Here is a 25,345-nt window from a genome sequence, read left to right on the forward strand (position 1 = left end):
CGCGGCCCGCCGCCCGGATCCCGACCGGACGAAGATCACGCGGTGCCGCGCGGGAGGAGGGTGCTGATGTCGAACGTACGCAGACTGCCCGGACCCATCGTCGATCTGTGGGAGTGGCAACGGCTCGGCGCCTGTCGAGGACGCGACAGCGCCCAGTTCTTCCACCCCGAGGGCGAACGAGGATCTTCCCGCAACCGCCGGGAGACCGATGCCAAGTCCGTCTGCCGGGCCTGCCCGGTCCGGGCCGAATGCGCCGCCCACGCCCTCGCCGTCCGTGAGCCGTACGGGGTGTGGGGTGGCTTCAGCGAATCCGAGCGGCTCCGGCTGCTCGCCGTCGGCTGGGAGGACCTGGCCGACCGTCGGCAGAGCCGGGTGGACGTCGGCCGGCTGGAGGCCCGGCTCGGTCGCCCGCACAAGTCGGCGATACCGGCCCAGCGCTCGCCTGCCGGCAGCCGATCCTGACCGACCGTGACCGGCCACCGACCCGGCCGGTCACGCCCGAGATACGACTTTCCGGGCCGGGCGAGGGCTCCCTCCCAGCCCTCCCCGGCAGCACCGCTCAGTCCACCGTCACCGGTACGGTGTGCCAGCCGGTGGCGCCGTCGGGATCGATCCGGCGGGCCTGCCCGGTCTGCACCGCACCGGTGGCGTCGGTCGCCCGCACCCGCAGGGTGTGCTCGCCCGGCGTCGCCGCCCACTGCCAGGACCACTGCACCCAGGTGTCGGCGCCCACCGTCGGCGCCAGGGTCGCCGGCTGCCACTCGCCGTCGTCGACCCGTACCTCCACGCGCTGGATGCCGACGTGCTGTGCCCAGGCGACCCCGGCGACGGTGACCGGCCCGGCTGCCAGCGTCCGCCGGGCCCGTGGCGTGTCGATCCTCGACTGGGTCTTGATCGGTCCGTTCGCCGCCCAACCCCGGGGCACCCAGTACGCGTCGAAGTCCGCGAAGCTGGTCAACTCCAGTTCGACGACCCACTTGCACGCCGACACGTAGCCGTACAGCCCGGGTACCACCACCCGGACCGGGAAGCCGTGTTCGATCGGCAGCGGTACGCCGTTCATCCCGACGGCCAGCATCGCGTCCCGACCGTCGGTGAGTACGGCGGTCGGGCTGCCGCAGGTCCAGCCGTCCACGGAACGGCCCACCACCTGATCCGCCCCGGCCAGCGGCCCGGCCTCGGCCAGCAGCGGACCGAGTGGCACGCCGAGCCAGCGGGCGTTGCCGATCAACTCGCCGCCGACCTCGTTCGACACGCAGGCGAGGGTGATGTGGCGTTCGATCATCGGCCGGGCGAGCAGGTCGGCGTAGCTGAGCGTGATCGGGTTCCGTACCCGACCGTGGATCCGCAACCGCCACTGCTCCGGATCGACCTGCGGTACGACCAGTGCCGTGTCGATCCGGTAGAAGTCCCGGTTCGGTGTGACGAACGGCGACAGCTGCGGGATCCGGAGTTCGGCGCCCGCCGGCAGCGGCCGGGCCGGGCTGGCCGGTGCCGGCAACTCGATCGCCGCGCGGGCGGCGGAGACACCACGGCGGGTCGACAGCCACCGCCCACCGAACCCGGCGACCGCCGCGACACCGAGCGCGGCGCCGACCCCGGTCAGGAACCGCCGCCGGGCCACCGGGTCGACGGGCCCGGGGATCGGCGCGACCGGGCTCCCGACAGCTCCGGACTCCGGCGTCGACGGCGGGCCATCGCCCCGGCCGGACTCCGGCGCCGACGGCGGGGTGTCGGCGGGGCCGGACGGCGGCGGTCCGACCAGCGACGTGCCGAGCGGTCCGGCGAGGAGCAGCCGGAGCAGCCAGGCGGCGAGGGCGGCGCCGATCAACGACGGCAGGGCGGCGGCCGGACCGGCGCCGGGCCGGGTCAGCGCCGCCGCGACCCCGAGCACACCGAAGAGCCCGATTCCGGCGAGTCCGAGCCGCAGCGACCGGACCGCCACCAGTCCGACGAGTGCGGCGAACCCGCCCAGCAGCACCGCCGTGCCGATCAGCAGGGCGATCTTGTCGTAGACGTAGAAGACGTCCGTGGCGAACTGCTTGAGCGGTCCGGGCGCGAGGTCCACCACCGCGCCGCCGACCGCGATCAGTGGCGCGGAGCGCGATCCGGTCAGCACCGCCACGGCTTCGGCCGCGCCGATGGCCACGGCCGCGGCCGCCACCCCGGCGAGCGCGCCGAACCCTCGCGGTGCCGTCGTCCGCCATTTCGACCCTGTCGTTCCCGAACCAGACGTCACCCTCACCGGACCAGTGTCACCGGCCGGGCACCGGGCCGGTAGGGGACGTCAGCGCTTCGTAATCACCTTCAGGACCGCGCTCAGGGCGCGGAACCCGGGCCGGGAACACGAAGATCCGCGTGAGCCGGAACTTAGCTGCTCACGCGGATCTCGCTTTGACCAGGCGGTCCCGGCTAGGCGCCGGGACCGGGTGGGTCAGAAGCCGGGACCGTGCTGGTGCCCGTGGCCGTGACCGTGGCCACCACCGGCGGCGGCCGGCTCGGCCTTCTCCGGCTTCTCCACGACCAGGCTCTCGGTGGTCAGCAGCAGACCGGCGATCGAGGCGGCGTTGGTGACCGCGTTGCGGGTCACCTTCACCGGGTCGATGATGCCGGCCTTGACCAGGTCGCGGTACTCGCCGACGGCGGCGTCGAGGCCGGTGCCCCACTTGCCGTCGACGACCTTCTGCACGACCACGTAGCCGTCGTGTCCGGCGTTCTGCGCGATCCAGCGCAGCGGCTCGACCAGCGACTTACGGACGATCGAGACACCCACCTTCTCGTCGCCGGTGAAGCCGAGGCCGTCGTCGAGCACCGAGGCGATCTGCGCCAGCGCGGCGCCACCACCGGGAACGGTGCCCTCCTCGACCGCGGCCTTGGTGGCGGCGATCGCGTCCTCGATGCGGTGCTTGCGCTCCTTCATCTCGACCTCGGTCGCCGCGCCCGCCTTGATCACCGCGATGCCGCCGGAGAGCTTCGCCAGCCGCTCCGCCAGCTTCTCCCGGTCCCAGTCCGAGTCCGACGCCTCGATCTCCTTGCGGATCTGGGTGACCCGCTCCGTGACCTCGTTGTCCCGGCCCCGGCCGTCGATGACGGTCGTGTTGTCCTTGTCGACCACCACGCGCCGGGCGCTGCCCAGCACCTCCAGGCCGACCGAGTCGAGCTTGTAGCCGAGCTCCGGAGCGACGACCTCGCCGCCGGTGATGATCGCCATGTCCTGGAGCATCGCCTTGCGGCGGTCGCCGAAGCCGGGCGCCTTCACCGCGCAGACCTTGACGGTCTTGCGGATCGAGTTGACCACCAGGGTGGAGAGCGCCTGCCCCTCCACGTCCTCGGCGATGATCAGCAGCGACTTCCCCGTCTGGAGAACCTTCTCCAGCAGCGGCAGCAGCTCCTCGATCGAGGAGATCTTCTGGGTGGTGATCAGGATGTACGGGTCGTCGAGCACCGCCTCCTGCGCCTCGGTGTCCGTGACGAAGTTCGGCGAGATGAAGCCCTTGTCGAACTGAAGGCCCTCGGTGACCTCCAGCTCGGTGGCCAGGGTCGAGCCCTCCTCGACGGTGATCACACCGTCGCGGCCGACCCGCTCCATCGCCTCGGCGATCAGGTCACCGATGGTGGCGTCCTGCGCGGAGATCGTCGCGACGTGTGCGACCGACTCGCGGCTGCCCACCTCGACGGCCTTCTCCAGCAGCGCCGCGGAGATCTTCTCGGCGGCCGCGTCGATGCCCCGCTTGAGCCCGGCCGGACCGGCACCGGCCGCGACGTTGCGCAGACCTTCCCGGACCATCGCCTGGGCGAGCACGGTGGCGGTGGTGGTCCCGTCGCCGGCGACGTCGTTGGTCTTCGTCGCCACCTCCTTGACCAACTGCGCGCCAAGGTTCTCGTACGGGTTGGTGAGTTCGATCTCCTTGGCGATGGTCACACCATCGTTGGTGATCGTCGGTGCACCGAACTTCTTGTCCAGGACGACGTTGCGCCCGCGTGGGCCGAGAGTGACCTTGACCGTGTCCGCGAGCGTGTTGACACCGTGCTCCAGCAGGTGCCGGGCGTCATCCGAGAAACTCAGAATCTTCGCCATCTGTTACAGGGTCCCTTCACGCAGCGCTGCCCCGGCCCGGCAGGGCCGGTCCGGGGCAGCGTCACTGAATCAGTCAGATCACTTCTCGATGACAGCGAGGACGTCGCGGGCGGAGAGCACCAGGTACTCCTCGCCGGCGTACTTGACCTCGGTGCCGCCGTACTTCGAGTAGAGGACCGTGTCGCCGACCTTCACGTCAACCGGGATCCGGTTGCCGTCGTCGTCGAAACGGCCGGGGCCGACAGCGAGGACAGTGCCCTCCTGCGGCTTCTCCTTGGCGGTGTCGGGAATCACGATGCCCGACGCCGTGGTCGTCTCAGCCTCATTCGCCTGGACCAGGATCCGGTCCTCGAGCGGCTTGATCGCAACCTTGGTCGCGGTAGTCACGGGCATACCCTCCTGGGGTACTGGTTTCGTTACCGGCCGGCGAGCCGGCCAGCGTCAATCTGCCACATGCCACCGGGCGGGGCCGTCGTCGCGGGTGCCGGTCCGCCTGGCGTTCAGCTCCCGGACATGAGCCCGAAAGCTGGCACCCTCGGTCTGAGAGTGCTAACCGCAGGTTATGCCGACGGCTAGCACTCCGTCAAGGAGAGTGCCAACCCTCCTACCGGCGTGTTCACAAGATCTCCAGGTCAACCCGGCCCGCGGAGCCCCGAAAGTTGGACTCGTGCTCACCAGCCGGTCGACCGCTCACGCTCCGGCCGCATCCAGGCGGTCGAGCTGCTCCTGCGAGAGCTTCACGTCAAGGGCCGGCAGCGAGTCCTCGAACTGCTTCAGGGTGCGCGGACCGATCAGCGGGACCGTCCGCGGCGTCTGATGCATCAGCCAGGCCAGCACCAGCTGGTTCGGCGTGACGCCCACCTCGTCGGCCACCTCGGCCACAGCGGCGAGGCGCACGTCCGAGTCGGTCCCGGCGTACGACTCCATCGCCCAGTGCCCGTTGCGCTTACGTTCGTCGTCGTAGATGCCCTTGAGGATCGGCGAGTACGCCACCAGCGTCTGGTCCTCGTGTTCCCGTAGGTAGTCCAGCTGCTCGTGGCCCACGATCGACATGCTGTTCGCGGACGGCTTCGGCCGCAGGTAGGAGTGCTGCTGCTGGATTGCCACCGGCAGCGGCCAGCCGTTGCGTTCGCAGAGCCCGCGTATCCGCTCCAGCCGCCACGTCCGGACGTTCGACCAGCCGATGAACCGCACCTTGCCGGCCCGCACGAACCCGGCCAGGGCCTCGAGGGTCTCCGCCAGCGGCGTGGCCCGGTCATCGACGTGGACGTAGTACAGGTCGATGTGATCGGTGCCGAGCCGCTTCAGACTGCCGTCCAGCGCGTGCCGCAGAGTGTCGGCACCCGCACCGGCGAAGGTCCTGCGGGCCAGCTGCCAGTTCGCGGTGCCATCGTCGGCCCAGAGCGCCGGGTCGAACTTCGGCACCGCGCTGCCCTTGGTGGCCAGAAAGATCTCGTCGCGTTTGCCGGTCAGCCAGCGGCCGAGCAGTTCTTCGCTGTGCCCACCCCGGCTGCCGGGTACGGCCCACCACTCGTAGCAGTCCGCGGTGTCGATGAAGGAGCCGCCCACCTCGCGGTAGCGGTCCAGGATCCGGATCGAGTCCTTCTCGTCGGTCGCGTTGCCCATCTGCATGGCTCCGAGCGCCAGGTGGCTCACCTGGACGCCGGTCCTGCCCAATTCGATCGTCTGCACGACCTCGACGTTAGGAACTGGAGTGCACTCCAGGTCAAGGGTATCTTTCGTCAATGAGCGTCTATACGCCGGCGGAGACGGCCCGGCGCAGTGGCTTCAGCCTGGACACCCTGCGCTACTACGAAAAAATCGGTCTGCTTGCCGACATCGAGCGCACCAGCGGCGGCCAACGTGTCTTCACCGACGATGATCTCGGTTGGCTCGGCGTCCTGCGCTGTCTGCGTGATACCGGCATGCCGATAGCCCAGATGGCGACCTACGCGGAACTCTGTCGTGCTGGTGCCGACAGCGAACCCGAACGCCTCGCGCTCCTGCGGCAACACGCCGTCCGGGTCGAGGAACAGATGCGGCTCCTGGGCAGGCAGTACGCCCACCTTGAAGACAAGATCCGCTACTACGCCGAACGGACCGGCGCTCAGTCGCGGTGAGCGGTGCGAACTGGGCCGCGGCATGATCGGAAGCGCTGACCGCAGGTGATGCCGGCGACCGGCGCTCCGTCAGGGAGAGTGCCATCCCGACACGCCTGCCGGGGGTCCCGCTGGGCACAATGCAGCGGTGGACTCCGACCAGCTCGCCGCGCTGCGTACCCCGGCGGGGATGACCGCGCTGACCGCGGCCGGCGCGGTGGCCGGCGGCGACCCGCTGGCCGCGGCCGCCGCGCTGCGTTCGGCCGGGGTACCCGCCGGGCTGGCCGCCGCCGCGCTCACCCAGACCGAACTGCGGCGTCGCGCGGTGGCCAAGTTCGGCCCGGACGCCGCCGGGATGTTCTTCACCCGGGCCGGGCTGGAGCAGGCCACCCGGTCCGTGGTCGCGGACCGCCGCGCCGTCCGGTTGCGCGCGGCCGGGGTGCGGACGCTGGCCGATCTCGGTTGCGGCCTCGGCGCGGACGCGATCGCCGCCGCCCGCGCCGGCATCCGGGTGTACGGCGTGGAGGCCGACCCGGTCACCGCGGCGATGGCCGCCGCGAACGCCGGGGCGACGGGCGTGGCCGACCGGTTCACGGTGAGTCGCGGCGACGCCACCCGGTTCGATGTCACCGACGTCGACGGTGGACCGGTCGACGCCGTGTTCTGCGATCCGGCGCGGCGGCGGGCCGGCACCGGTCGCCGGGTGTTCGACCCGGCCGCCTACTCCCCGCCCTGGGACTTCCTGCTCGGCCTCGCCGACCGGATCCCCCGGACGGTGTTCAAGGTCGCCCCCGGGATCGACCACGCGCTGCTGCCGCCGGGCGCCGAGGGCGAGTGGGTGAGCGTCGGCGGCGACCTGGTCGAGGCGACCGTCTGGTGCGGTCCGCTCGGCGCCGCGCCGCGCCGGGCCACCCTGCTGACCGGGGCGGCGACGCACGAACTGACCGGCACCGGCGCCGTACGCGCTCCGGTCGGCCCCGTCCGGCGTTACCTGTACGACCCGGACGGCGCCGTGGTCCGGTCCCACCTGGTCGCCGAGTTCGCCGAGACGGTCGACGGCACCCTCGCCGACCCCGACATCGCCTACGTCTACGCCGACTCCGCCCGGCCGACCCCGTTCGCCCGGTGCCTGGAGGTCGTCGACTCGCTCCCCTTCTCGCTCAAGCGGCTCCGCACCCTGCTGCGCGGGCTCGGCATCGGCCGGGTCGAGATCCTGAAGCGCGGATCCGCACTGGAGCCGGAGCGGCTCCGTCGCGACCTGCGGCTGACCGGGACCGAACCGATCAGCCTGGTGCTGACCCGGATCGCCGACGCGCCCGTGGTGCTGCTCTGCCGGCCGGTACCACCGCCCGGCGCGGATGCGGCCGAGCGGCGATAGGGTGCGATGGTGGCGGGCAAGGGAACACCGGCGACGGCGCTGCTGACCCGGCAGCGCGTTCCGCACACCCTGCATCCGTACGACGTCGCCCCGGAGACGCCCAACTACGGTGCCGAGGTGGCCGCCGCGCTCGGCGTACCCCCGGAGCGGGTCTTCAAGTCGCTCGTCGCCGCCGTCGACGGTGTGCTGACCGTGGCGGTCGTGCCGGTCACCGGGGAACTGGACCTCAAGACGCTGGCGACGGCGGTGGGGGGCAAGCGGGCGACGCTGGCCGACCGGACCCTGGCCGAGCGGACCACCGGCTATGTACGGGGTGGCATCAGCCCGCTGGGCCAGCGCAAGGCACTGCCCACGGTGGTCGACGCCTCCGCCGAACGCTTTCCGACGATCTACGTCTCGGCCGGGCGCCGGGGCCTGCAACTCGAACTCGACCCGGCGGACCTGATCCGGCTCACCACCGCCACCACCGCGCCGCTCGCCGCCCCCTGATCCCACGGCCGCGCCACCGCCCGAGCCCACGGCCGGGCGCCGCCCCTGATTCGACGACCGGGCGCCACCCCTGATCCTCGCCGCGGCCGGTCCCGCGCAGGCCCGCCGCGCCATGTCGCCGGCCCTGGGCCCTTCATCCTGGTTCGAGGCATCGGTCCCGGACGATGACGATGCATGTCCACCACGTTGCTGAATTGTTATCGGCGACAACAAACTCGTGGCCTCGGCAGCCTTGCCCCGTCGGCTCCGGGCGCAATACGTTGCCGGACACAACAAAAGTGTGGCGGACGGGTCGCCGCAGCCCACCAGGAACGCCGACCGGCCCGTTCAGGTGTACCACCGCACCACCCCGATCCGAGACACCACACCCACCCCCGAAAGGACCCGTGCAATGCGCAGAGGGATCCTCACCATCGCCGCCGTGGGCCTGCTGGCCACGGGCGGCCTCGCCGCGTGCGGCGAGGACTCCGGCAGCGGCGGTGACACCGAGAAGACGCCGAAGATCGGCGTCATCCTTCCGGACAGCGCCTCCTCGGACCGTTGGGAGACCGCGGACCGCAAGTACCTGGAGGAGGCGTTCAAGGCCGCCGGCGTTGACTCCGTCATCCAGAACGCCCAGGGCGACAAGGCCCAGTTCCAGACCATCGCCGACCAGATGATGACCGACGGCGTGAACGTCCTCATGATCGTCAACCTGGACTCCGGCACCGGCAAGGCCGTGCTGGACAAGGCCAAGACCCAGGGCGTACTCACCATCGACTACGACCGGCTCACGCTGGGCGGCTCCGCCGAGTACTACGTCAGCTTCGACAACGAGGCCGTCGGCAAGCTGCAGGGCGAGGGTCTGGTGAAGTGCCTGACCGACAAGAACGTGCAGAAGCCGGTCATCGCCGAACTGAACGGCGCGGAGACCGACAACAACGCCACCCTGTTCAAGAACGGCTACGACGGGGTGCTGAAGGCCAAGTACGACTCCGGCGAGTACGTCAAGGGCCCGGACCAGTGGGTGCCCGGCTGGGACAACGCCCAGGCCGGCACCATCTTCGAGCAGATGCTGACCCAGCAGAATGGCAAGATCGACGGCGTGCTGGCCGCGAACGACGGCCTGGGCAACGCGGTGATCTCCATGCTCAAGAAGAACAAGCTCAACGGCAAGGTGCCGGTGACCGGCCAGGACGCGACCGTGCAGGGTCTGCAGAACATCCTCGCCGGTGACCAGTGCATGACCGTCTACAAGGCGATCAAGAAGGAGGCCGACGCGGCCGCCGAACTGGCGATCGCGCTGGCCAAGGGCGAGAAGAAGACCACCGAGAAGACGGTGAAGGACCCGGAGGGTGGTCGGGACGTTCCGTCGGTGCTGCTCGAACCGAAGGCGATCTACAAGGAGAACGTCAAGGACGTCGTCACCGACGGCTTCGTCACCAAGGACGCACTCTGCGCCGGAGCCTTCGCCGCACTGTGCACCCAGGCCGGCGTGAGCTGACCCCGATCGACGCCTCGGCTGGCCCCGCCGACGGCTCCGCCGGTGCGCCGCGACGCACCGACGGAGCCGCCCGGCACCGCCGCCGGATGCGCCGCCCGACACGGAGCGATCCGTGCCGGGCGGCGCACCCGCCCGTCGGAGCACTGGACCGGACCGCCCAATCGGACCACGATCGGATACCCGGTCGTGGCACGCGATCGGACTGCGATCGAACCCCCTCGATCGGCCCCCGCGATCGGACACCCGTGTAAAGGAGACCCACCGTGTCCGCCACACCCCTGCTGGAACTGCGCGGGATCGACAAGAGCTTCGGTCCCGTGCAGGTCCTCCGAAACGTCGACCTCACGGTCAATCCCGGCGAGGTGACGGCACTCGTCGGCGACAACGGCGCCGGCAAGTCCACTCTCGTCAAGTGCATCAGCGGGATCTACTCGTCCGATGGCGGAGAGGTCCTGTTCGACGGCCGACCGGTGCACATCGGCGGTCCCCGCGACGCCGCCTCGCTCGGCATCGAGGTGGTCTACCAGGACCTCGCGCTCTGCGACAACCTCGACATCGTGCAGAACATGTTCCTCGGCCGGGAGAAGCGCAGCGGCCTCGTCCTGGACGAGCCGAGCATGGAACAGATGGCCGCCGAGACCCTGGCCGGTCTCTCGGTCCGGACGGTGAAATCGCTGCGCCAGCACGTGTCCAGCCTCTCCGGCGGACAGCGCCAGACCGTGGCCATCGCCAAGGCCGTGCTCTGGAACAGCCGGGTCGTCATCCTCGACGAGCCGACCGCCGCGCTGGGCGTGGCGCAGACCGCCCAGGTACTGGAGCTGGTCCGGCGGCTGGCCGACAACGGACTGGCCGTTGTGCTCATCTCGCACAACATGAACGATGTCTTCGCCGTCTCCGACCAGATCGCCATGCTCTACCTCGGCCAGATGGTCGCCCAGCTGAAGACCAGCGACGTCACCCACGCCCAGGTGGTCGAGCTGATCACCGCCGGCCGCAGCGGCGGCCTCGGGCTGGCCGGCGACAACGGCAACGGCAATGGCAACGGGAAGCGCGACACCCAGAACACCGAGACGACGACGAGCGCAGGAGCCGACGCATGAGCGAGCGCAGCGAGCGAATCAGCCAGCTCAGTTTTCAAGCTCATGACGTCGACGAGCGAAGCGAGGAGAGGGCATGAGCGAGCGCAGCGAGCGAATCAGCGAGCTCAGTTTCCAAGCTCATGACGTCGACGAGCGAAGCGAGGAGAGGGCATGAGCGCCCCTACAACCGCCCCGGTGCAGCCGGTCGAGGTGCCGCCCCCGCCGGTACCCACGGTCGGCAGCCACCTCCGGGACTACCTGGCCCGGGTCGGCGGCGGCGACATGGGGTCGTTGCCGGCCGTGCTCGGGCTGATCGTCCTCTGCGCGGTCTTCACCATTCTGCGGCCGAACTTCATGACCGAGGGCAACTTCGCCAACCTGTTCACCCAGGGCGCGGCGGTGATGCTGATCGCGATGGGCCTGGTCTTCGTCCTGCTGCTCGGCGAGATCGACCTCTCCGCCGGCTTCGCCAGCGGTGTCTGCGCCGCGGTGCTGGCCCAACTGGTCACCCTCCAGGGCTATCCCTGGTACGTCGCGGTCGCCGCGGCCCTGGTCACCGGCGTGGTGATCGGGCTCGTCATCGGCTTCCTGGTAGCGAAGATCGGCATACCGTCCTTCGTGGTCACCCTCGCCGCGTTCCTCGCCTTCCAGGGCATCGTGCTGCTGCTGATCAAGGGCGGCACCAACGTCTCGGTCCGGGACGAGGTGCTGGTGGCGATCTCGAACCGGAACATGCCACCGTGGCTCGGCTGGGCCCTGACCCTGCTCGGCGTCGCCGGCTACGCGGCCGTACAACTGCTCCGGCACCGCAACCGCACCGCGCTCGGGCTGATCACCGAGCCGCTCGCCGTGGTGCTGATCCGGATCGGCAGCCTCGCACTGATCGTCGGCACCGCCGTCTACCTGCTGAACCTCGAACGCAGCCGGAACCAGCTCGTCTCGCTCAAGGGCGTACCGATCGTCGTGCCGATCATCGTCGTCCTGCTGATCGTCTGGACCTTCGTCCTCCAGCGCACCGCGTACGGCCGGCACGTCTACGCGGTCGGCGGCAACCGGGAGGCGGCCCGCCGGGCCGGCATCAACGTGGACCGGATCCGCATCTCGGTCTTCGTCATCTGCTCCTTCATGGCCGCGATCGGCGGCATCGTGGCGGCCAGCCGGGCCAGCTCGGTCGACGCGAACACCGGTGGCAGTAAGGTCCTGCTCTACGCCGTCGGCGCAGCCGTGATCGGTGGCACCAGCCTCTTCGGCGGCAAGGGCCGGATCGTGGACGCGGTGCTCGGCGGCGCGGTCATCGCGGTCATCGACAACGGGATGGGGCTGCTCGGCCGGAGTTCCGGATTCACCTTCGTGGTGACCGGACTGGTGCTGCTGCTCGCGGCCAGCGTCGACGCGCTGTCCCGACGCCGGGCCGCCGCGACCGGTAATCGATAAGGGGCACCATGCGCGCAGGGCCGAGCCAGGAGGAGATTCGCCGGCAGAATCTCGGCGCGCTGCTGCGGTACGTACACATCCACGGCGCCACCTCCCGGGCGGAGTTGACCACCTCGCTCGGACTGAACCGCAGCACCATCGGCGCGCTGACCGCCGAACTCGCGTCGGCGGGGCTGGTCAGCGAGCGGGCACCTCGGGAAACCGGCCGGGCCGGGCGACCGTCGCTGGTCGTCCGGCCCGAGTCGGCCCGGGTCTTCGCGTACGCGTACAGCATCGAGGTCGACCGGCTGCGGGCCGCCCGGATCGGTCTCGGCGGGGTGGTGCTGGACCGGCGGCAGGCGGACCGCCCACCGGGCCTGCTGGCGGAGGACAGCCTCCCCCTGCTGGCCGGCTTCGTGAAGGAGATGCACCAGTCGGTGGCCGATGGCTCGGTCTACGTCGGCAGCGGCGTCGCGGTCTGTGGTCGGCTGCGCCGCCCGGACGGCGCGGTACACATCCGCCCGGACAGTGACTGGGCCGGCAACGGGGAGATGGACAAGCCACTGGGCGAGGCCCTGGGCGAGATCCTTCCGTCGGAGCGCCCGATCCTGGTCAGCAACGCCGCCGACGCGAGCGCGGTGGCCGAACACGCCCGGGGCGCCGCCAACGGCTACGACGACCTCATCTACCTGCACCGGGACGTCGGCATCGACGCCGGGATCATCGTCGGCGGCCGGCGGCTCACCGGCCAGGGCGGGTACGCCGGCGAGGTCGGACACATGGTGGTGCACCCGGGCGGGCGACCCTGCGGCTGTGGCTCGCACGGCTGCTGGGAGACCGAGATCGGCGAGTACGCGATGCTCCAGGCCGCCGGTCGGGGCGACGCCGTCGGCCGGGACGCCGTGCTGCGGCTGGTCGACGCCGCCGCCCGGGGCGACGCCAACGCCCAGGCCGCGATACGCCAGGTCGGCGACTGGCTCGGTTTCGGCGTCGCGAACCTGGTGAACATCTTCAACCCCGGGGTGGTCATCTTCGGCGGAACCCTCCGGGACGTCTACCTCGCCGCCGCGGCCCGGGTCCGCAGCCGGCTCAACTCCCTCGCCCTGCCCGCCGCCCGCGAGCAGGTACGCCTGCGTACGCCCCAGCTCGGCGAGGACGCCGCCCTGATCGGCGCCGCCGAACTCGCCTTCGAACACCTCCTCGCCGACCCCCTCGACGCCAGCTGAGGATGTAAGGAAGGGCCCCTTCTTATCGTTTTCTGTAGAAGAAGGGCCCCTTCTTAACGCCGAATCCGTCAGAGTGGATCGGCCACCCGGTCGATGACCAGTTGGCCGGCGCCGAGGATGCCGACGTCGGCGCCGGTGCTGAGGCGCTCGATCAGCAGCGTCTGGGTGGCCAGCGGCAGACAGCGCTCGTACAGCACCGACCGCATGCTGGCCAGCAGTGGCTCGCAGTCGGCCAGCAGGCCGCCGATCGCGACCGCCTGGGGATTGAAGAAGTTGACCACGACGGCGAGGATCTCCCCGATCGACCGGCCGGCGTTGCGGGCCAGCGCGGTGGCGTGCCGGTCGCCGTCGTCGATCAGGCGCATCACGTCGGGCAGGCTCTGCACCGGCAGACCGCGCTCGCGTAGCGCGCTGACCAGGGCCGCTCCGCTGGCCACCGCCTCCAGGCAGCCGGTGTTGCCGCAACTGCACAGCGGTGCGGGGTCGGCGGTGAAGACCTGGCAGTGGCTGATGTCGCCGGCCGAGCCCTGCCCGCCCCGGTGCAGCCGGCCGGCGGAGATCACCCCGGCGCCGATTCCGGTGCCGGCCTTCACGTAGACGGCGTGGTCGAGTTCCGGGTGCTTCCAGCGGTGTTCGCCCAGCGCCATCAGGTTGGCGTCGTTGTCGACCACCACCGGCACGTCGGTCCGGCCGGCGAAGAAGCTGACCACGTCGAAGCCGTTCCAGCCGGGCATCCGGGACGGCGAGACGATCCGGCCGGTGCTGTGCTGGACCGGCCCCGGGATGCCGACCCCGATACCCCGCAGTACGGCACCGGGCCCGGACGCGCCGCGCATCAGCTCGGTAACCTCGGTGAGCAGCGTGCCGAGTACCGACTCGGGGCCGTCCTCGACCCGTACCTCCAGGGACCGGGATTCGACCACCCGGCCGGCGAGGTCGAGCGTGCCGATCCGGGCGTGGTGTGCACCGAGGTCGACGGCGCCGATCACCACTCCGTCGACGGGCACTTCGAGCTGTCTGGGTCGCCGTCCGCCCCGGGACTTGCCGGCGCCCACCTCGCGGAGCAGCCCGCGCCCGATCAACGTCTCGACCCGCTGGGAAACGGTCGACGGAGACAATCCGGACAACCGGGCCAGGTCGGCACGACTGGCGGCCGCCCCGGTGGCCACCAGCCGCAGCATCTCTCCGGCGTTCGTGCCCTGGACGGCCACCCCGGGCGCCTCGTCATCCGTCACGACAAGGTTCCTAGCACCCAAAGTTCCTCCAGGCAAGCAGTTGACTTACTTGGCGTGGGTACATTAGAAAGCCACTGTTACTCCAAGTAATCGCAAACTTAGTTCGGTCGTTGGAGAAAGTTCGAAGATTGGAGCAGGTAGCCCGCCATGACAGGGAACCCTCTCGCTGATCTTCGGGCGGCAGAACAGGCGGCGGAACACCCGACGACGCCGATGGTGGCGGTACGGGGCCTACAGAAGTGGTTCGGGACCAACCACGTCCTCCGGGACGTCGACCTGACGGTGGCGACCGGCGAGGTGGTGGTGGTGATCGGGCCCTCCGGCTCCGGCAAGTCCACCCTGTGCCGCTGCCTCAACCGGCTCGAGGTCGCCGGTCAGGGCAGCATCGAGATCGACGGTCGACCGTTGCCGGCCGAGGGGCGTGAACTGGCCCGGCTCCGGGCCGACGTCGGAATGGTCTTCCAGTCTTTCAACCTGTTCGGGCACAGGACCGTGCTGGAGAACATCACGCTGGGCCCGACCAAGGTCCGCAAGGTCCCCCGGGCCCGGGCCCAGACCGAGGCCCGCGCCCTGCTCGACCGGGTCGGCATCGCCGACAAGGCCGACGCGTACCCGGCACAACTCTCCGGCGGCCAGCAGCAACGCGCCGCGATCGCCCGCGCCCTGGCGATGCGCCCGAAGGTGATGCTCTTCGACGAACCGACCTCGGCGCTCGACCCGGAGATGGTCAACGAGGTGCTCGACGTGATGGTGTCGCTCGCCGCCGACGGAATGACCATGATCGTGGTCACCCACGAGATGGGCTTCGCCCGCCGCGCCGCCGACCGGGTCGTCTTCATGGACGACGGCCGGATCGTCGAGTCGGCCGGTCCGGACGACTTCTTCGCGGCCCCGCGCAGCGAGCGGGCCAGGGACTTCCTTTCCAAGATCCTTCAGCACTGATGTTTTTCCCGAGGAGTGACATGTCGATCCTGACCAAGAGGCTGCGGCCACGGCGGACGGTGGCCATCGCCGCCGCCTCGGTCGCGGTGGCGATGGCCGCCGCCGGCTGCGGCGGTGGCGGTTCGAGCACCCCCGGTACGCCGGGCGGGGCGGGCGTACCGGGCCTGGGCGGCACCGGGGTGGTGGACCAGGCGGTGTACGACGCCGCCCCCGTCGCCACCGACGCCGACATCCCGGCCGGTTCCACGATGGAGAAGATCCGCCAGCGGGGCAAACTCCTGGTCGGCGGCTCCCTGGACGCTCCGCTGCTGTCCCAGCAGGACCCGGTGAGTGGCAAGGTGGAGGGCTTCGACGCCAGCCTCGCCCGGCTGCTGGCGAAGTACATCATCGGCAAGCCCGAGGTCGAGACCGTGACCATCGGCACCCAGACCCGCGAGGCGCTGCTCCGCGCCAAGTCGGTCGACACGGTGTTCCAGACGTACACGATCACCCCCGAGCGGGCCACCCAGATCGCCTTCGCCGGCCCGTACCTGACCTCGGGGCTGGCCGTGGCGGTGAAGAAGGAGAACACCACCATCCACGGCGTGCAGGACCTGGCCGGCAAGAAGGTGGTCGTGGGAACGAACACCCCGGCGGTGACCGCGCTGCCGACCGCCGCGCCCGGTTCCGAGCAGGTCGCCTTCGCCACGGACCCGCAGGCGGTGCAGGCACTGCTCCAGGGCCGGGGCGAGGCGTACGTCCAGGACTTCACCCTGCTCGCCTCGAACGCCAAGGTGAACCCGGGGATGAAGGTGGTCGGCCAGCCGTTCACCACGGAGCCGTACGGCATCGGGCTGAACCGCGACGACGCCCAGTTCAAGGAGTTCGTCAACAACTGGCTGACGAAGATCCAGGCGGACGGCACCTGGGCCAAGGTGTGGCAGGCCACCCTCGGCACGGTGGTGGAGGGCGGCGCGCCCACCCCGCCGGCGATCGGGTCCGCACAGGGTTCCTGAGCAGCGTCCGACGGCGATGAACCCGTTCTCCGGATACCTCACCGAGTTGGGCCACGGGCTGGTCACGACGGTCGAACTGACCGTCGTGACCACCGTCGCGGCGCTGCTGCTCGGCGTCGTGGTGGCCACCCTGCGGATCTGTCCCGTGCCGCTGCTGCGCACCGTCGGACTGGTCTACGTCGAGGTGCTGCAGAACCTGCCGCTGCTGGCCCTGCTCGTGCTGTTCGTCTTCGCGCTGCCGCAGCTCGGAATCACGTTCCCGCTGTTCACCTCCGCCGCCATCGTCATCGCGGCGTACGAGGGCGCGTATTTCGCGGAGGCGATCCGGGCCGGCATCAACACGGTCGGCATCGGTCAGGCCGAGGCGGCCCGCGCGATCGGGCTGACCTTCAGCCAGTCGCTGCGGTACGTCATCCTGCCCCAGGCGTTCCGGGCGGTCATCCAGCCGATGGGAAACATCAGCATCGCGCTGCTGATGAACACCTCGCTGGCCGCCGCCGTCGGCGTGGTCGAGCTGACCCAGACGGCCAACAACGTCAACCTGGTCGAGGCGCAGCCGCTCCTCATCTTCACCGGCGCCGGGCTGGCGTACATGCTGCTCGCCCTGGTGATCGGGCTGGTCACCGGCCGGCTCGAACGCAGACTGGCGATCGTCCGATGAACGGGGAGGGGCGGCGATGAACGATCCGCAGCGGCTGCTCTTCGACGAGCCGGGACCGCGCGGGCGGCGCCGGATCCGGATCGCCACCGTGCTCGGCGTGCTGGCCATCGCCGCCGGACTGGCCGTCGCGATCTACCAGTTCGCCGCGCACGGGGAACTGGCCGCCGACCGGTGGCGTCCGTTCGGCACCTGGCCGATCTGGCGGTACCTGCTGATCGCGCTCTGGGCCACGCTCCGGGCCGCCGCGGTGACCGCCGTGCTCAGCGCCGCACTCGGGCTGCTGCTGGCACTCGGCCGGCTGTCCCGGCGCCGTAGCCTTCGACTGCTGGCCGGGGCGTACGTCGAGATCTTCCGAACCGTACCGGTGCTGCTGCTGATCTACGTGACGCTCTTCGCGCTGCCGGCGTACGGGTTGAACTTCTCGTTGTTCTGGAAACTGGTCGTACCGCTGGTGGTGGCGAACTCGGCCGCCTTCGCCGAGATCTTCCGGGCCGGCATCAGGGCGCTGGACCGGGGTCAGGCGGAGGCCGGTCAGGCGATCGGGCTGCGCCCGGCCCAGGTGATGCGGCTGGTGGTACTCCCCCAGGCACTGCTCAAGCTCACCCCCTCGCTGGTCAGTCAGCTCGTCGGACTGCTCAAGGACACCTCGCTGGGGTTCGTGGTCAGCTTCACCGAGCTGTTGTACAGCGGCCAGGTGCTCGCCTCGTACACCCATCTGCTGATCCAGACCTACCTGGTGGTGGCCGTGCTCTACCTGGCGGTCAACGCGTCGCTGTCCAAGTTCGCCCGGGTGTTGCAGGCCCGTGACGGCCGGCTGTTCGGCCGTCGCCGTTCGGGGTCCGGCACGGACCCGGCCGCGGTGGACCCGGCTGCCACGCTGCTCACCGACGGCGCCACCACCACCCGATGACAGGAGAGAGAGACAGGATGACCAGGTTCGAGATCTGCATCGACAGCGTCGAGGGGGCCATGGCCGCGGAACGGGCCGGTGCCGACCGCGTCGAACTCTGCTCGGCGCTGTTCGAGGGTGGGTTGACGCCGAGCATCGGCACGATCGAGGTGGCGCTGCGGAGCGTGAGCCGGATCCGGGTACACGTCATCGTGCGGCCCCGGGCCGGTGACTTCATCTACTCGCCGCTGGAGATCGAGGCGATGGTCCGGGACGTGCAGGCGGCGGCGACGGTCGGCGCGCACGGCATCGTGATCGGGGCGCTGACCCCCGAGGGTGACGTCGACGTGCCGACCACCCGACGGTTGATCGAGGCGGCCGACGGCGCGAGCATCACCTTCCATCGGGCCTTCGACATGGTCCGGCAGCCGTTCGAGGCACTGGAGCAACTGATCGAACTCGGGGTGGACCGGGTGCTCACCTCCGGCCAGGAGGACAGCGCGCTGGCCGGCGCCCCGCTTCTCGCCGAACTGGTCCGCAAGGCCGACGGCCGGATCGTGGTCATGCCCGCCGGCGGGATCAACGAGCGGACCGTCGCCCGGGTCGTCGCGGCGACCGGTGCCGACGAGTTCCACTTCGCCGCGATGGTCACGTCGGACGGTCCGGCGATCCACCGCAACCCGGTACCGAAGATGGGCGGCGTGCTGAGCCGCTCCGAATACCAGCGCTCGGAGACCTCGCAGGAGCGGATCGGCCAGATCATCGGGACGGTGCGCCCGTAACGGGGGCGGGGATGGGGGTGGGATCGGCGGTCGGGGAGGGCCGCCGATCCAACTCCCGCCAGACCGGCAGGACGAACGGCATCAGGGTCACCACCAGGTACGCCGAGCCGAACAGCAGGAATGCGGCCGGCAGCCCCACGCCCTGGACGGCCGCCCCGCCGAGCAGCCCGCCGAGTGGGATGCCGGCCCAGGCCGCCGCCTGGGTCAGCCCGAGCACCCGGGCCCGTAGGTGTTCCGGAATCCGTTCGAAGCTGACCGCGCCGAGGATCGGGTTGATCGCGGCGATCGACACCCCGGCGACGAAGGAGACCAGGTAGATCGCCCAGAGCGGGTCCAGGAAGGCGAGCGCGACGAATCTGGGGGCCCCGGCGATCAGGAACCCCACCGCGAAGACCGCGAACCGGGGAACCCGGGGCGCCACGACGGTGAAGACCGCGTTGCCCAGTACCGCACCCAGGGCGAAGGAACCGGTCAGGAAGCCGAGCGCGGCCGAGGACCCGACGACCTCCTTGGCCCAGAACGGAAGCAGGACCGAGTTGTAGGCGGCGTCCGCCAGGTTGGTGACGAAGAGCAGCAGGACTATGCCGTGCACCAGGGGCTCCCCGCGCAGGAAGCGCAGGCCGGCGCGGAGCGCGGTCAGGTACGGCTCCCGGTCGGCGGCGCGGGCCGCCAACTCCGGGCCGCCGAACGTCCGGGCAGGTAGCGCCAGTGTCAACAGCCCCGCCCCGACCACGAAGCTCGCCGCGTCGATCAGCAGCACCGTCGGTGCGTCGAACACGGCGACCAGCAGCCCGGCCAAGGGTGCGCCGAGGAGCGTACCGAGCCGGCTCAGTCCGTCGTTCAGACTCGTCGCCCGGGTCATCGGGGTTCCCGCCGCCGCAACGGCCTTCGGGAACACCACCCGCTTCGCCGAGTCGCTGAATCCCCGCAGCAGGCCCGCCACGGCGACCAGGCCGACGAGCGTGCCGAACCCGAGTCCGCCGGCCCGGTGCAGCAGCGGTACGGCGGCGACCGCCACCGCGCTGCCCAGGTCGGCCACGATGCTGACCCGGCGGGCCCCCAGCCGGTCGATCAGCGGACCGCCGAGCGCGCAGGTGAGGACGAACGGCAGCATCTCGGCGAACGCCACCACCCCGGTCCGGGCCGCGCTGCCGGTGACCACGAGGGTGAACCAGGGCAGCGCGACCAGGCTCATCACGCTGCCGGTCGTCGAGATCGTCCCGGCGGTCAGCAACCCGATCAGTGGCCGGCGGTCCCTACTCATCGTCGCCACCCCCGACCGATCCGTCGTCGCCCCCGACCGATCCGTCGTCGCCCCCGACCGATCCGTCGTCGCCCCCGACCGACCCGTCGTTGCCCTCGACCGACCCGTCGTCGTCGCCGCGCTGTTGGAAGAAGGGCATGAGTTGCGCCTGCACGACGTACGCCTCGGCGCCGTCCGGTGCCGGGACGTCGGGATCGTCGCGCCGGTAGCGGCCGAGCACTTCGTGCAACGCCTCGTAGAGTTCGCCCGCCTCGGCGGCGGTCAGCCGGAACCGCCAGTTGCTGAGGGTGGCCTTGTCCTCCCACTCCTCGGGGATGTTCCCCAGTTCGTTCAGCCAGCGGTCGACCCGCTCGGCGTACAGCGAGGCCACCGCCCGCAGATAGGTCTCGACATCCGCCACCGCGTCCCGGCCGACCTCGCGGTCGAGGATCGTGTTCTGGTGGGCGGCCCGCCACCACCGCTCCCGGCCAGGACCGCGTTTGGGCTCCTCGACCACGAACCCGTACTGGGCGAGTTGCCGCAGGTGGTAGCTGGTGGCGCCGGTCGACTGGCCGAGCCGCTGGGCGAGCAGGGTGGCCGTGGCGGGACCGTCCTCCCGGAGCACGTTGAGCATCCGCACCCGCAGTGGATGGGCCAGACCACGCAGCGACGTCGGACTGAGCCGAACCTCATCCCTAGACATGTTGGCAAAGGTAGCCTTGCAAAGACTTCTTTGCAAGTGGGGCGGCGCGGCCCGCTCGCCGAGGGCCGCGCACGACGGCACGAACGTCATGCCGGCCGAAGGAAATTGAGAACGACTACGCTAATAACAGCGGTCAGGAAACCGTTCTTCGACCCCTGGTCGCGAGATCCATAAACAACGCCCCAGGTCAGAGAGTTGACACTAACAACTGTTGACCATTTTCCTGAGTTATGGTCATGGCCATGAGCGTGACGCTACCGGGAAATAGGTCGCGCACACTTTCTTCCGATCTCTTAGGCGGAATCATGGCAAGTGTCTTCCATCAAATCCAGTACTGGACCTGGAACCTGGCCCCAGGACAAGGCCTGTGGTTGTCGTATGGGCCGAGCGATCGATACAAGACTGGCACCGTCCAGGCAATGTGCTGCCCGGACACTCTAGTGGGCACCAGCACCACACATGCTACCCAGACCCTACTTGTGCCCGAGGTCTTCAATACCATGGTTCCCTCGCGACAGGGAGATCTCGTCTTCACCTACGCCTACGCGGGATTCAATATCTGGAACCGTGGCAACTATACGGTGAGATATTTCTCCGTTGCGCTGACCGTAATTGGACCTTGAGGAGGTTCTCGATGCGCCTGACGGCTTACCACGACAACAACGGCAATATTGTGGGCCTGGCGGCCTCCCCGTCGGGCGACTCGACGCCCGTAGAGGTTGTATCCACGGGACATCCCGGTCTACGCGCGACGGAGATTGAGGTGCCGCCAGGCGTCGAACTTGATCCCAATCAACCGGACCGACTGTACGAAGAACTCGCCAAGGTCGCCGAAGGCCATCGAATCGACAAGGGCATCCTGGCACCGAAGAATTGATCACCCGCCGACCCGCCTCGGGTCCTCCTCCGGCTCGGGGTGGGTCTGCGCACGGTCCCGGTCGCCGTGCCACGAGCGCCAGAGTGCCGCGTACGAGCCGCCGGCCGCGACAAGCTCGGCGTGTGGCCCCAGCTCGGTGATCCGGCCGTCCTCCACCACCGCCACCCGGTCCGCGTCGTGCGCGGAGTGCAGCCGGTGCGCGATGGCGACGACGGTACGGCCCCGCAGCACCGCCGCCAGCGACCGCTCCAGGTGCCGGGCCGCCCGTGGATCGATCAGCGATGTCGCCTCGTCCAGCACCAGCGTGTGCGGATCGGCGAGCACCAGCCGGGCGAGGGCGAGTTGCTGGGCCTGGGCGGCAGCGAGCGGATGCCCTCCGGAGCCGACCATCGTGTCCAGGCCGTCCGGCAACTGCTCCGCCCAGTCGAGCGCGTCGACGGCGGCGAGCGCGGCGCGTACCCGCTCGTCGGTGGCGTCCGGCCGGGCCATCGTGAGATTGTCGCGGAGCGTACCGAGAAAGACGTGGTGTTCCTGGGTGACCAGCGCGACCTCGGTGCGCAGGTCGGCCAGTGGCAGGTCCGCCAGAGGCACCCCACCGACGGTCACCGACCCGGCGAGCGGACGGTGGATGCCGGCGAGCAGTCGCCCGAGGGTTGACTTACCGGCCCCGGACGGGCCGACGACGGCCAGCCGTTCCCCCGGCGCCAGGTCCAGCGTGACGCCGTGCAACACGTCCCGCCCCTGCTGATACGCGTACCGGACATCGCGGGCGGCCAGCCGCCGCTCTCTCGACTGTTCTTGTCCCGGCTGTTCTTCTCCCGGCTGTTCTTCTTCCGGCTGTTCTCCGGCCGGCGCCGGCCTGTCGCCGCCGGGCCGGGCCACGCCGAGCAGCCGGGCCATCGAGGCCCCACCGACCTGAAGCTCGTCCAACCAGGACAGCAGCCGGTCGATCGGGTCCATCAACTGCTGGACGTAGAGGGTGGCGGCGGTGACCTCGCCGAGGGTCACCCAGCCCTCGACGTAGAACCAGCCGCCGAGGACCAGGGTCGCGACGACCGGCAGGACATAACCGGTCTCGGCGATCGGAAAATAGACGGTACGCAGGAACAGCGTGTACCGCTCGGCCTGGTACGACCGGCCGATGTCCGCGTCGGTACGCGCCCGCCGCCGGGCCTGCTGCCGCAGCGCCTCTGTGGTGCGGGAGCCTTCGACGGTCTCGCTGATCCCGTCGGTGATGTCCGAGTAGGCGGCGTTCTCGGCCAGGTAACCGGGGGTGGCGCGGCGCAGGTACCACCGGGTGGACAGCCACAGCACCGGTGCCGCGACCAGGCCGGGCAGGATCAGCAGCGGATCGGTCAGCAGCACGGCGCCGACGACGAAGAACGCCGTCACGATCGCGATCAGCGTCTCCGGAACGGCGAACCGGACCGTCCTGGACAGCGCCGCGACGTCCCGGGTGGTCCGGGTGAGCAGGTCACCGGTGCCGGCCTTCTCCACAGTGGATAACGGAAGGGCGAGAATCCGGTCGATGAACTCCTCACGCAGTTCGGCGAGTACGCGCTCGCCGAGCCGGGCCGAGGCGAAGTGCGCGAACCGCATCAGCACCGCCTGGGCGAGCACGAAGCCGGCGATCGCGAGCGCGATCCGGTCCACGGTGACCGTGCCGACGCCCCGGGAGATCCCCTCGACCAGGTCACCGATCAGCCGTGGCGCCGCCAACCCGGTGATCGCGGCCAGCGCGTGCAGGCCGAGGGCACCGGCCAGCGCCCGGGGATGCCGGCGGATCAGCACCCGCGCGTACTGCCGGACCTGGGCCGCGTCCGCGACCGGCAACGCCGTACTCATGCCTCTCCCTCCTCGACCCGCGTGACGACGGCGGCGTAGCGCGGCTCGGAATCGAGCAGTTCGTGGTGCCGGCCCTCGGCGACCGCCTTGCCGTCGGAGACGAAGACCACGTGGTCGGCCTGGTCCAGGACCAGTGGACTGGTGGTGCAGACCAGGGTGGTCCGGCCGCGCCGTGCCGGACCGAGCCGCCGCGCGATCCGCGCCTCGGTGTGCGCGTCCACCGCGCTGGTCGGCTCGACCAGGATCAGGATCTCCGGATCCGCCACCAGCGCCCGGACCAGCCGGAGGCGCTGCTGCTGCCCGCCGGAGAACTCCCGGCCCCGCTCGGCGACCCGACCGTCCAGTCCGCCGGGCAGCGCCTCGACGATGTCCATGGCGCTGGCCGCCACCAAAGCCGCGTCGATGGTCGCGTCGTCGGCCCGGTCGTGCGGGTCGAGCTCGGTGCGGAGCGGCCCGGAGAAGAGCCGCGCGTCGTTGTCGGCCACCATGATCCGGCGCCGGACCGTTCCCAGCGCCAGCTCCCGCAGCGGTACGCCGTGCAGCGTCGCCTCGCTGTCGGCGTACCGGCCGAGCCGGTCGGCAATGGCGACGGCGTCCTCCGGGGCGGCTGCGGCCAGCGCGGTCAGCCTGCCCGGCCGCACCGCCAGTCCCGACTCCACGTCGACCAGCTCGCCGGCCCCCTCGGGAACCTGGACCGGGCGGGCGGGCTCCTCGATCTCCGGCCGCAGGTTGAGCATCCCGACCACCCGACGCGCGGAAACGTGTCCCCGGGTGAGCCGGTCAATCACCTCGGTCAGCATCCGCAACGGGCCGATCAGGAAGACGGTGTAACCGTAGAACGAGACGAGCTGGCCAACGGTGATCTCACCGCGCAGCGCGAACCGGGCGCCGAGCCAGGTCACCAGCACCAGGAAGATGCCGGGCATCAGGATCTGGGTGGACTCCAGTAGCGCCTCCACCCTGGCCACCCGTACCCCACCGTGCCGGAGGGTCTGCGACTCCGCCCGGTACCGCGCCGCGAAGACCGCCTCGCCACCCACCCCGCGCAGCACCCGCAGCCCGGCCACGATGTCGCTGGCCCGGGTGGTGAGGGTCGCCTGCTGGTCCCGGTACGTCTCCTGGCGCCGGTGCAGCGGCCGGATCAGCACCGCGACGACGGTCATCAGCACCGGTACGCCGAGCACCACCACCAGCCCGAGCGGCACCGAGGTGGTCAGCAGGATCGCGGTGATGGTGAGAACGGCGAACAGCGACCCGGTACCCCGGGAGAGGATGTCGAGCGCCCCGCCGATGTGGTTGATGTCGGCGGTGCCGATGCTGACCACCTCGCCGGTGGCGAGCTGCTTGGGCAGCGTCGCGCCGAGCCGGTTGGCCTGGTCGGCGGTGAGCTGGACGGTCCGGTACGCCCCGGCCAGCCAGTTGAAACTGGCGAACCGGTGCCGGACGATCCCGACGATCGCCTGGGAGATGCCGAGGGTGAGCAGGAGCAGCCCCCAGCGGACCAGCGCGTCGGTGTTCCGGGCAACCAGACCGGCGTCGATCGCCTTGCCGAGCACCGCCGGCATCAGCGCCTGACCGACGAAGCTGACGATGCCCAGCACCATCCCGCCGACGAGGGTCGGCCAGATCCGTGCCGCGAGCCAGAGCAGAAACCTGGTCGCCGAACGCTGGTCCGCCACGCCGGGATCGGGAACAGGTAATGAGCGCATCCCGGCGACGCTATGGGACCAATCGCCACGATCGCCACCGGTTTTCACAGTGGATTTGACTCGGGGTAGCCGGGATGCCACCTCCCGTGATAGTCCTGTCCTCGATCGGGTGCGAGCCGTTTCGGGGCCCGCGTGCCTGTACCGCTCTGCCGCTGTACCGGCCCCGCCGCTGTACCGCTCCGCCTGTGCAGACGGACGGCTGACGCCACCCGCGACCGT

23 protein-coding genes are annotated in these 25,345 nt (G+C 70.4%); 14 read left to right on the forward strand and 9 right to left on the reverse strand.

All coding sequences use genetic code 11. The features are described from left to right. Positions 1-66: 66 nt before the first annotated feature. Entirely contained in the window at positions 67-462 is a 396-nt protein-coding gene (locus tag ACFP2T_RS25540) for a WhiB family transcriptional regulator (protein WP_377425625.1), read from the forward strand. Between the two features lie 97 nt (positions 463-559). On the opposite strand, the gene ACFP2T_RS25545 is transcribed toward ACFP2T_RS25540, so the two are convergent. From ACFP2T_RS25545 to ACFP2T_RS25560, 4 genes are all read right to left on the reverse strand, one after another. Next, positions 560-2,239 carry a molybdopterin-dependent oxidoreductase gene (locus tag ACFP2T_RS25545; protein WP_377426199.1) on the reverse strand — a complete coding sequence of 560 codons (1,680 nt, stop codon included), beginning with the start codon at positions 2,237-2,239 and terminating at the stop codon, positions 560-562. Positions 2,240-2,434: 195 nt separating this feature from the next. Further along, positions 2,435-4,078 (reverse strand): chaperonin GroEL, encoded by a 1,644-nt coding sequence (groL, locus tag ACFP2T_RS25550; RefSeq protein WP_377425628.1) that lies wholly within the window; start codon positions 4,076-4,078, stop codon positions 2,435-2,437. Positions 4,079-4,156: 78 nt separating this feature from the next. Next, positions 4,157-4,471, reverse strand: a complete 315-nt coding sequence (groES, locus tag ACFP2T_RS25555) for a co-chaperone GroES (protein WP_192765319.1) — start codon at positions 4,469-4,471, stop codon at positions 4,157-4,159. 297 nt (positions 4,472-4,768) lie between these two features. Beyond that, complete coding sequence (locus ACFP2T_RS25560; RefSeq protein WP_377425629.1) at positions 4,769-5,770, reverse strand: aldo/keto reductase; 1,002 nt, start codon at positions 5,768-5,770, stop codon at positions 4,769-4,771. 53 nt (positions 5,771-5,823) lie between these two features. Between ACFP2T_RS25560 and ACFP2T_RS25565 the strand changes: the two genes are divergently transcribed. The 7 genes from ACFP2T_RS25565 (at position 5,824) to ACFP2T_RS25595 (ending at position 13,245) form a co-directional block, all read left to right on the forward strand. Beyond that, a complete protein-coding gene (locus tag ACFP2T_RS25565; RefSeq protein ID WP_377425632.1) occupies positions 5,824-6,198 on the forward strand; it encodes a MerR family transcriptional regulator in 375 nt (124 codons plus the stop codon). Between the two features lie 127 nt (positions 6,199-6,325). Further along, complete coding sequence (locus ACFP2T_RS25570) at positions 6,326-7,555, forward strand: THUMP-like domain-containing protein (RefSeq protein ID WP_377425635.1); 1,230 nt, start codon at positions 6,326-6,328, stop codon at positions 7,553-7,555. 9 nt (positions 7,556-7,564) lie between these two features. Beyond that, a complete protein-coding gene (ybaK, locus tag ACFP2T_RS25575) occupies positions 7,565-8,044 on the forward strand; it encodes a Cys-tRNA(Pro) deacylase (protein WP_377425638.1) in 480 nt (159 codons plus the stop codon). A gap of 391 nt (positions 8,045-8,435) precedes the next feature. After that, a complete protein-coding gene (locus ACFP2T_RS25580; protein WP_377425640.1) occupies positions 8,436-9,527 on the forward strand; it encodes a sugar ABC transporter substrate-binding protein in 1,092 nt (363 codons plus the stop codon). A gap of 263 nt (positions 9,528-9,790) precedes the next feature. Then, positions 9,791-10,627: an ATP-binding cassette domain-containing protein gene (locus ACFP2T_RS25585; RefSeq protein WP_377425642.1), complete on the forward strand. Its 837-nt coding sequence runs from the start codon at positions 9,791-9,793 to the stop codon at positions 10,625-10,627. A 150-nt stretch (positions 10,628-10,777) separates the two neighbouring features. After that, complete coding sequence (locus ACFP2T_RS25590) at positions 10,778-12,040, forward strand: sugar ABC transporter permease (protein ID WP_377425645.1); 1,263 nt, start codon at positions 10,778-10,780, stop codon at positions 12,038-12,040. Positions 12,041-12,048: 8 nt separating this feature from the next. Beyond that, complete coding sequence (locus ACFP2T_RS25595) at positions 12,049-13,245, forward strand: ROK family protein (RefSeq protein ID WP_377425647.1); 1,197 nt, start codon at positions 12,049-12,051, stop codon at positions 13,243-13,245. A gap of 68 nt (positions 13,246-13,313) precedes the next feature. Here the strand turns inward: ACFP2T_RS25595 and ACFP2T_RS25600 are convergent, their stop codons facing one another. Further along, positions 13,314-14,480 (reverse strand): ROK family transcriptional regulator, encoded by a 1,167-nt coding sequence (locus ACFP2T_RS25600; RefSeq protein ID WP_377425649.1) that lies wholly within the window; start codon positions 14,478-14,480, stop codon positions 13,314-13,316. A 213-nt stretch (positions 14,481-14,693) separates the two neighbouring features. On the opposite strand from ACFP2T_RS25600, the gene ACFP2T_RS25605 reads away from it, so the two are divergent. The 5 genes from ACFP2T_RS25605 to ACFP2T_RS25625 are packed head-to-tail and all read left to right on the forward strand — an operon-like array spanning position 14,694 to position 18,749. After that, a complete protein-coding gene (locus ACFP2T_RS25605; RefSeq protein WP_377426202.1) occupies positions 14,694-15,422 on the forward strand; it encodes an amino acid ABC transporter ATP-binding protein in 729 nt (242 codons plus the stop codon). Between the two features lie 20 nt (positions 15,423-15,442). After that, positions 15,443-16,417 carry a glutamate ABC transporter substrate-binding protein gene (locus tag ACFP2T_RS25610; protein ID WP_377425652.1) on the forward strand — a complete coding sequence of 325 codons (975 nt, stop codon included), beginning with the start codon at positions 15,443-15,445 and terminating at the stop codon, positions 16,415-16,417. Positions 16,418-16,433: 16 nt separating this feature from the next. After that, positions 16,434-17,078, forward strand: coding sequence for an amino acid ABC transporter permease (locus tag ACFP2T_RS25615; protein ID WP_192765325.1), 645 nt, complete (start codon positions 16,434-16,436; stop codon positions 17,076-17,078). A 16-nt stretch (positions 17,079-17,094) separates the two neighbouring features. After that, entirely contained in the window at positions 17,095-17,988 is an 894-nt protein-coding gene (locus ACFP2T_RS25620; RefSeq protein WP_377425654.1) for an amino acid ABC transporter permease, read from the forward strand. A gap of 17 nt (positions 17,989-18,005) precedes the next feature. Further along, the gene (locus ACFP2T_RS25625) at positions 18,006-18,749 is read left to right on the forward strand and encodes a copper homeostasis protein CutC (RefSeq protein ID WP_377425656.1); all 744 of its coding nucleotides are present in this window, start codon (positions 18,006-18,008) and stop codon (positions 18,747-18,749) included. Here ACFP2T_RS25625 and ACFP2T_RS25630 read toward each other — a convergent pair. Both ACFP2T_RS25630 and ACFP2T_RS25635 read right to left on the reverse strand, forming a co-directional pair. Beyond that, entirely contained in the window at positions 18,727-20,013 is a 1,287-nt protein-coding gene (locus ACFP2T_RS25630) for an MFS transporter (protein ID WP_377425658.1), read from the reverse strand. The two genes, ACFP2T_RS25625 and ACFP2T_RS25630, sit on opposite strands and share 23 nt — an antisense overlap. Continuing rightward, complete coding sequence (locus ACFP2T_RS25635; RefSeq protein ID WP_377425660.1) at positions 20,006-20,695, reverse strand: ArsR/SmtB family transcription factor; 690 nt, start codon at positions 20,693-20,695, stop codon at positions 20,006-20,008. The genes ACFP2T_RS25630 and ACFP2T_RS25635 overlap by 8 nt, the downstream gene beginning before the upstream one ends. Positions 20,696-21,329: 634 nt before the next feature. On the opposite strand from ACFP2T_RS25635, the gene ACFP2T_RS25640 reads away from it, so the two are divergent. Continuing rightward, positions 21,330-21,572: a hypothetical protein gene (locus ACFP2T_RS25640; protein WP_377425661.1), complete on the forward strand. Its 243-nt coding sequence runs from the start codon at positions 21,330-21,332 to the stop codon at positions 21,570-21,572. Here ACFP2T_RS25640 and ACFP2T_RS25645 read toward each other — a convergent pair whose 3' ends face one another. Beyond that, positions 21,573-23,417, reverse strand: coding sequence for an ABC transporter ATP-binding protein (locus ACFP2T_RS25645; protein WP_377425663.1), 1,845 nt, complete (start codon positions 23,415-23,417; stop codon positions 21,573-21,575). After that, on the reverse strand, positions 23,414-25,126 hold the full coding sequence (locus ACFP2T_RS25650) for an ABC transporter ATP-binding protein (RefSeq protein WP_377425666.1): 1,713 nt from the start codon (positions 25,124-25,126) through the stop codon (positions 23,414-23,416). The genes ACFP2T_RS25645 and ACFP2T_RS25650 overlap by 4 nt, the downstream gene beginning before the upstream one ends. Positions 25,127-25,345: the final 219 nt, after the last annotated feature.

This window comes from Plantactinospora solaniradicis (assembly GCF_042658085.1).
Lineage (GTDB): Bacteria > Actinomycetota > Actinomycetes > Mycobacteriales > Micromonosporaceae > Plantactinospora > Plantactinospora solaniradicis.